This is a genomic window from Streptomyces sp. NPDC002446, from assembly GCF_053595675.1.
This window is the reverse complement of record NZ_JBSFYC010000001.1, coordinates 381,795-387,848: the sequence shown is the minus strand read 5'-3', so window position 1 is coordinate 387,848 and position 6,054 is coordinate 381,795. Positions and strand designations below refer to the sequence as shown.

Annotated in this window: 2 protein-coding genes and 2 pseudogenes; all 4 read right to left on the bottom strand. The window is 72.0% G+C overall.

The window, feature by feature from the left end:
* Positions 1–503: 503 nt before the first annotated feature.
* The gene (gene rbsK, locus ACWD6P_RS01680) at positions 504–1,430 is read right to left on the bottom strand and encodes a ribokinase (RefSeq protein ID WP_451441962.1); all 927 of its coding nucleotides are present in this window, start codon (positions 1,428–1,430) and stop codon (positions 504–506) included.
* A gap of 299 nt (positions 1,431–1,729) precedes the next feature.
* Positions 1,730–2,560 (bottom strand): annotated as a pseudogene (locus ACWD6P_RS01675) (D-ribose ABC transporter substrate-binding protein); the annotation flags it as partial.
* 650 nt (positions 2,561–3,210) lie between these two features.
* Positions 3,211–4,209: pseudogene (locus tag ACWD6P_RS01670) on the bottom strand (ABC transporter permease); the annotation flags it as partial.
* Positions 4,199–5,851 (bottom strand): sugar ABC transporter ATP-binding protein, encoded by a 1,653-nt coding sequence (locus tag ACWD6P_RS01665; protein WP_451441961.1) that lies wholly within the window; start codon positions 5,849–5,851, stop codon positions 4,199–4,201. The pseudogene ACWD6P_RS01670 and the gene ACWD6P_RS01665, both read right to left, overlap by 11 nt.
* Positions 5,852–6,054 lie beyond the last annotated feature (203 nt).

Below are 6,054 nucleotides of genomic sequence, written 5' to 3'. Positions count from 1 at the left end.
GGCTGGCGGCTGGCGGCTGGCGGCTGGCGGCTGGCGGCTGGCGGCTGGCGGCTGGCGGCTGGCGGCTGGCGGTCCAGTGTCCGGCGGTCCGGCCGTCCCGCGGAAACCGTCCGGCGGGGGGCCGACCAGCGGCTGAGCGCCCGGCGGCGGGCCGTCCAACGTCTGGTGGTCCGGCGGCGGGCCGTCCAGCGTCCTGCGGCCCGGCGGCTGACCGTCCATCGTGAGGCCGTCCGGCAGCTCTCGCCCGGCGTCTCACTCAGCACCCGAACGCGGACCGTCCAGCGGCAGGCCGTCCAGTGCCTGCCGCCGGCGGCAGGCCGCCCACCGGCTGACGGTCCAGCGTCTTCCGACCCAGCAGCAGACCATCCGTCGGCAGACAGTCCGACCGGCAGACGGCCCGACCGGCAGACGGCCCATCCGGTGGACGGCCCGACCGGCGGACGGCCCGACCAGCGGACGGTGCTGCCCCTCCCGCTCCCTCCCCCGGAGCGCGCCGCCGAGCCTCAGCCCTCCTGCGACACCTCCGGCGCCAGCACCTCCAGCTCCGCCCGCGTCGGGTAGGACGGCTGGGCACCCGGCTTGGTGACGGCCGCCGCGCCGACGCGTACGGCGAAGCGGGCCGCCTCCGGGAGCGAGTCGCCGCGCGCCAGGCGGGTGGCGAGGGCACCGGTGAAGGCGTCCCCGGCGCCGGTGGTGTCCACGGCCTTGACCCGTACGCCGGGGACCTCGCTGGCCCCGTTGGCGTCCAGGACCAGCGCGCCGTCCCCGCCGAGGGTGACCACGACCGAACGGGCACCCTGGTCGCGCAGCGCCTGTGCCCACTCGGCGGGCGTGCCGTCGGCGCGGCCGGAGAGCTGGCGGGCCTCGTGCTCGTTGACCACCAACGGGTCGGCTGCAGCGAGGAGTTCGGGTGCCAGGGCTGCCTCGGGGGCCGGCGAGGGGTTGAGCACGACCCGGGTGCCGGCCTGCTCGGCGGCCGTGGCCGCGGCCCGTACGGACTCCATGGGGATCTCCAGCTGGAGGGAGACCACCGAGGAGGCGGCGATGACCTCCTTCGCCGCGGCCACGTCCTGCGGGGTGAGCGCGGCGTTGGCCCCCGGGGAGACCACGATGCTGTTGTCGCCGTCCGGGTCGACGATGATCATCGCGGTGCCGGTGCGGGCCGACTCGTCCACGATGACCGGCGTGACATCGGTACCGACCTCGCGCTGGGCGTGCAGCAGCAGTTCGCCGTACGCGTCGCCGCCGACCCGCGCCAGCAGCGCGGTGCGCCCGCCGATCCGGGCCGCGGCGGCCGCCTGGTTGGCGCCCTTGCCGCCGGCCGATTCGACCAGGTCCGTACCGAGCACGGTCTCCCCCGCGCCGGGCCGCCGCTCGACCCGTACCGTCAGATCCGCGTTGGCCGAGCCGACCACCAGGACGTCATACATGCGCCGTTCTCCCATTCATCTTCCACTGTCACCTTCCGGCGGCGCGCACCGTGCTCCCGCACCGCTCTACCGATTCCTGTCATCTGTCGTCTATCCCCAGACCCGGCATCACCAGACCCGGACCGCCGACTACAATCCGAGGGAACTGATTACTCTCCGTAATCGTTGCGAGAGTAATGGAGCCCCGCGCGAGCCACAGACACTCATCGACGGGTCAGGGACACTCGTCCGCGAGCCCGAGATATCCATCCGGATATCCATCCGTGTCATCCAGCTATTCATCCGTGAGCCAGGGACATTCATCCGGCATCGAACCTCGCGGCGTTCTCTGCCGTCACCAGCACCACCGGCACCTTGACCGACCGTGGCAGCTTCTCACCGCGGGCCGCCTTCAGCGCCCAGTCCACGGCCTGCTTGCCGAGGAGTTCCGGCTGCTGGGCGACGGTAGCGGTCAACGCGCCACCGCGGACCGCCCGGACACCGTCCGGGGTGCCGTCGAACGCCACCACCTTCACGTCCTTGCCGGACCGCCCACCCAGCGCCTTGGCCGCGCCGAGCGCCATCTCGTCGTTGGCGGCGAACACCCCGGCGAGATCGCGGTGCGCCTGCAGCATGTTGGACATCACGTCCATGCCCTTGGTGCGGTCGAAGTCCGCGGGCTGGCGGGCGACGACCTCGATGCCGGGGTACTTCTTGATGCCCTCTTCGAAGCCCTGGCCGCGTTCGCGGGCGGCGGAGGTGCCCGGCTGGCCCTCCAGGAACGCCACCTTGCCCTTGCCGCCAAGCGATTCGGCCAGCGTCTTCGCGGCGAGCCTGCCACCCGCGACGTTGTCGGAGGCGATGGTGGAGCCGACCGTGCCGCCGTTGACGCCGCGGTCGATGGAGATGACCGGCACCTTCGCCCGGTTGGCGACGCCGACGGCCGGGACCGCGGCATCGGAGTCGACCGGGTTGATGATGGCGGCCTTGACGTTCTGGCTGGTGAACGTCTCCATCTGGTTGATCTGCTGGGTGGGGTCGTTCTGGGCGTCGGTGATGTTGATGTGGAGGCCGCGGGCGTCCGCTTCGGCCTGGGCGCCGTTCTTGATGCCGACGAAGAACGGGTTGTTCATCGTGGACAGCGCCAGGCCCAGGTCGGTGTTGCCGCCGCGGTCGCAGCCGGCCAGTCCGAGGGCGACGGTAGCCGCCAGCCCGGCCGCCAGCGGGATCCTGATCCGGGCGGCTGCCTTGGTCCGGGGGCGCCGCCTCCTCCGGGCGGCCATCTCGGCCGTTTCGGCCGTCTCGGCCATCTCAGCCATCTTTGCCGTCTCGGCCATCTTTGCCGTCTCGGCCATCTTTGCCGTCTCGGCCATCTTTGCCGTCTCGGCCATCTTTGCCGTCTCGGCCATCTCGGCCGCCTTTGCCATCTCGGCCGCCTTTGCCATCTCGGCCGCCTTTGCCGTCTCAGCCGTCTCGGCCATCTCAGCGATCTCGGCCGCCTCTGCCGTCTTTGCCTGGAAGTGCCATGCGCTCCGGGCGGGCGACGTGCCCCAGGCATACCACCTGCCCTGGGCGGCCGCCTTAGCTCGGAAGCGCCACCTGCTCCCGGCAACCGTCTCGACCCCGGAGTGCCACGCGCCCCGGGCGGGCGACGTACCCCAGGCGTACCACCTGCCCCGGGCGGGCGACTTGGCCCAGGCGTACCACGCGCCCCGGGCGGCCGTCCTAGCCCGGAAGGGCCAAGCGGTTCGGGTGGGTGTCTTGGTTGTGGTGGGGTGGTTGGTGGGGGCGGTCATCGGGTGCTCCGGCGGCGGAGGGTGTCCAGGAGGACTGCCAGGGCGATGACCAGGCCGGTGGCCACCTGTTGCCAGAACGCCGAGACGCTCAGCAGGTTGAGGCCGTTGCGCAGCACGGCGAGGATCAGGGCGCCGATGAGGGTGCCGGACGCCTTCCCGGAGCCGCCGGAGAGGCTTGCGCCGCCGATCACGACGGCGGCGATCGCGTCCAGCTCGTAGCCGACCGCAGCCTGCGGCTGGGCGGAGGTGAGCCGGGCGGCGAGCACGATGCCGGCCACCGCGGCGAACAGGCCGGACAGCGCGTAGATGACGAGCTTGCGACGCTTGACGTCGATGCCGGAGAGCCGGGCCGCCTCCTCGTTGCCGCCGATCGCGAACATCGCGCGCCCCGAGTACGTACGGGCCAGGATCAGGGCCGCGACGAGCCCCATCGCGATCATGACGAGGACCGGTACCGGCAGCCAGCCGCCCAGGGTGTCGCCGAGCCTGCTGACCGAGCCGGGGAAGGCGATCGGTGAGCCGCCGGAGATGACCAGGGCCAGGCCGCGGCCGACCGAGAGCATCGCCAACGTGGCGATGAAGGCGGGCAGTTTGCCGTAGGCGACCAGCGCTCCGGAGACCAGTCCGGCCGCCGCGCCGACCGCGAGGCCGAGCAGCACCGCGATCCAGACCGGCAGTCCTTCACCGGTGGCCGCCCAGGCGACGACGGTGGCGGAGAGCGCCGCGACCGAGCCGACCGACAGATCGATTCCGGCCGAGACGATCACGAAGGTGACGCCGAAGGCGAGGATCGCGGTGACCGACGCCTGAACGCCGACGTTGAGGAGGTTCTGCCCGTTGAGGAAGTCCGCGGACAGCGCCGCCATGACGACGACCAGGGCGATCAGGCCCCCGAGCGGGCCGTTCCTGAGGACCGCCCGGGAGAACCACGGCCCGAGGCCGCCCGGGCCCGGGGCCCGTCCCACCGCCTCCGCGGCGGCTTCTGTCTTCACCTCAGCGGACATCGGAGCCCTCCATCGCGCTCTCGTCGGTGTCGTTGCCGCCCGGGGGCGTGCCGTTCGGGGGTGTGCCGTTCCGGGGTGTGCCGTTCGGGGGCCGCAGCGCGAGTTCCATCACGGCGTCCTGGGTGGCCTCTTCGGCCGATAGTTCGCCGGCCAGCCGGCCCTGCGACATCACCAGCACCCGGTCGCTCATGCCGAGCACCTCGGGCAGATCGCTGGAGATCATCAGCACCGCGCGGCCGGACGCCGTCAGTTCGTTGATGAGCTGGTAGATCTCGACCTTGGCGCCGACGTCGATACCGCGCGTCGGCTCATCGAGGATCAGCAGTCTGACGTCCGCCAGCAGCCACTTTCCGATGACGATCTTCTGCTGGTTGCCGCCGGAGAGCGTACGGGCGTGCTGCGCCAGGCCGCTCATCCGGACCTTCAACTGCTCGGCGACGGCGGCCGCTCGGCGCCGCTGGGCGCCGCGGTCCACCAGCCCGCCGCGGGTGTCGCGGTCGAGGCGGGCGAGCGTGAGGTTGTCCTGGAGGGACGCGTCCAGGACCAGGCCCTGGCCCTTGCGGTCCTCCGGTACGAGGCCGAGACCGGCGCGCATCGCGGCGCGCACATCGCCGCGGGCCAGCTGCCGGCCGTCGATCTCCACGGTTCCGGCGTCATAGCGGTCCACGCCGAAGACGGCCCGGACGACCTCGGTACGGCCCGCGCCGACCAGTCCGGCCAGGCCCACCACCTCGCCGGCGCGCACCTCGAAGTCGACGCCCTCGAAGACCGGCTGGTCCTTCGGCCCGTTGCGGGTCAGTCCGCGGACCCGCAGCAGCGGCGCGCCGGGCCGCTCGGGCCGCTGCCGGGGGTACTGCTCGGCGATGTCCCGGCCCACCATCAGGCGGATCAGCTCGTTCTCGTCGGTGGTGGCCGGCACTTGCGCGACCGAGCGGCCGTCGCGCAGCACGGTCACCCGGTCGCCGAGCGCGCCGATCTCCTCCAGGTGGTGCGTGATGAAGATGATGCCGACACCGGCGCCGCGCAGTTCGCGGACGATCGTGAAGAGGGTCTCGACCTCCTCGGAGGTGAGCACCGCGGTCGGCTCGTCCATGATCAGGACACGGGCGTCGAGGCTGAGCGCCTTGGCGATCTCGACCATCTGGAGCCGGGCGATGCCCAGTTCGGCGACCGGGGTGTCGGGGGAGACATCGAGGCGTACGCGTCCGAGCAGTGCGGCGGCGCGGGCGCGCATGGTCTTCTTGTCGATCAGACCGAGGGCGGTGCGCGGCTGGCGGCCCAGGAAGAGGTTCTCGGCGACGGTCAGCCCGGGGACGAGGTTGAACTCCTGGTAGATGGTGGCGATGCCGAGGCGTTCGGCGTCCTGCGCGGAGCGGATGTGCACCTCGTGCAGGCCCTGGGGCTCGCGGGCCGGCCCGCCGTCGACGAGGATGCGGCCGGCGTCGGGGCGATGGGCGCCGGAGAGCATCTTGATCAGGGTGCTCTTGCCCGCACCGTTCTCGCCGAGCAGGACGTGTACCTCGCCGGTGCGCAGGCTCAGGTCCACGCCGTCCAGTGCGCGGACCCCCGGGAACGACTTCGTCACCCCCTCCACGCGCAGCAGTTCGCGGCTGCCCGGTACGTCGTCGTTGACGCCGGTCATGCGCTGCCCCTCTCTTCTTCGGGTGGCTTGCTTGGTGGCTTGCTTCGGGTCTCGTCGGGTGGCTTGCTTCGGGTGGTTTGCTTCGGGTCTTCGGGTGGCTTGGCTTGCGGTCTTGCTTTGCGGTGGCTTGTCTTGCGGTGACCTGCCTTGGGGGGCTTGGCTTGGGGGGCTTGGCTTGGGGGGCTTGGCTTGCGGTGGCTTCG

What these genes read in the sequence shown, in the direction of transcription:
- ACWD6P_RS01665 (WP_451441961.1), bottom strand. Translation starts at nt 5,851, where the DNA reads ATGACCGGCGTCAACGACGACGTACCGGGCAGCCGCGAACTGCTGCGC.
- rbsK (WP_451441962.1), bottom strand. Translation starts at nt 1,430, where the DNA reads ATGTATGACGTCCTGGTGGTCGGCTCGGCCAACGCGGATCTGACGGTA.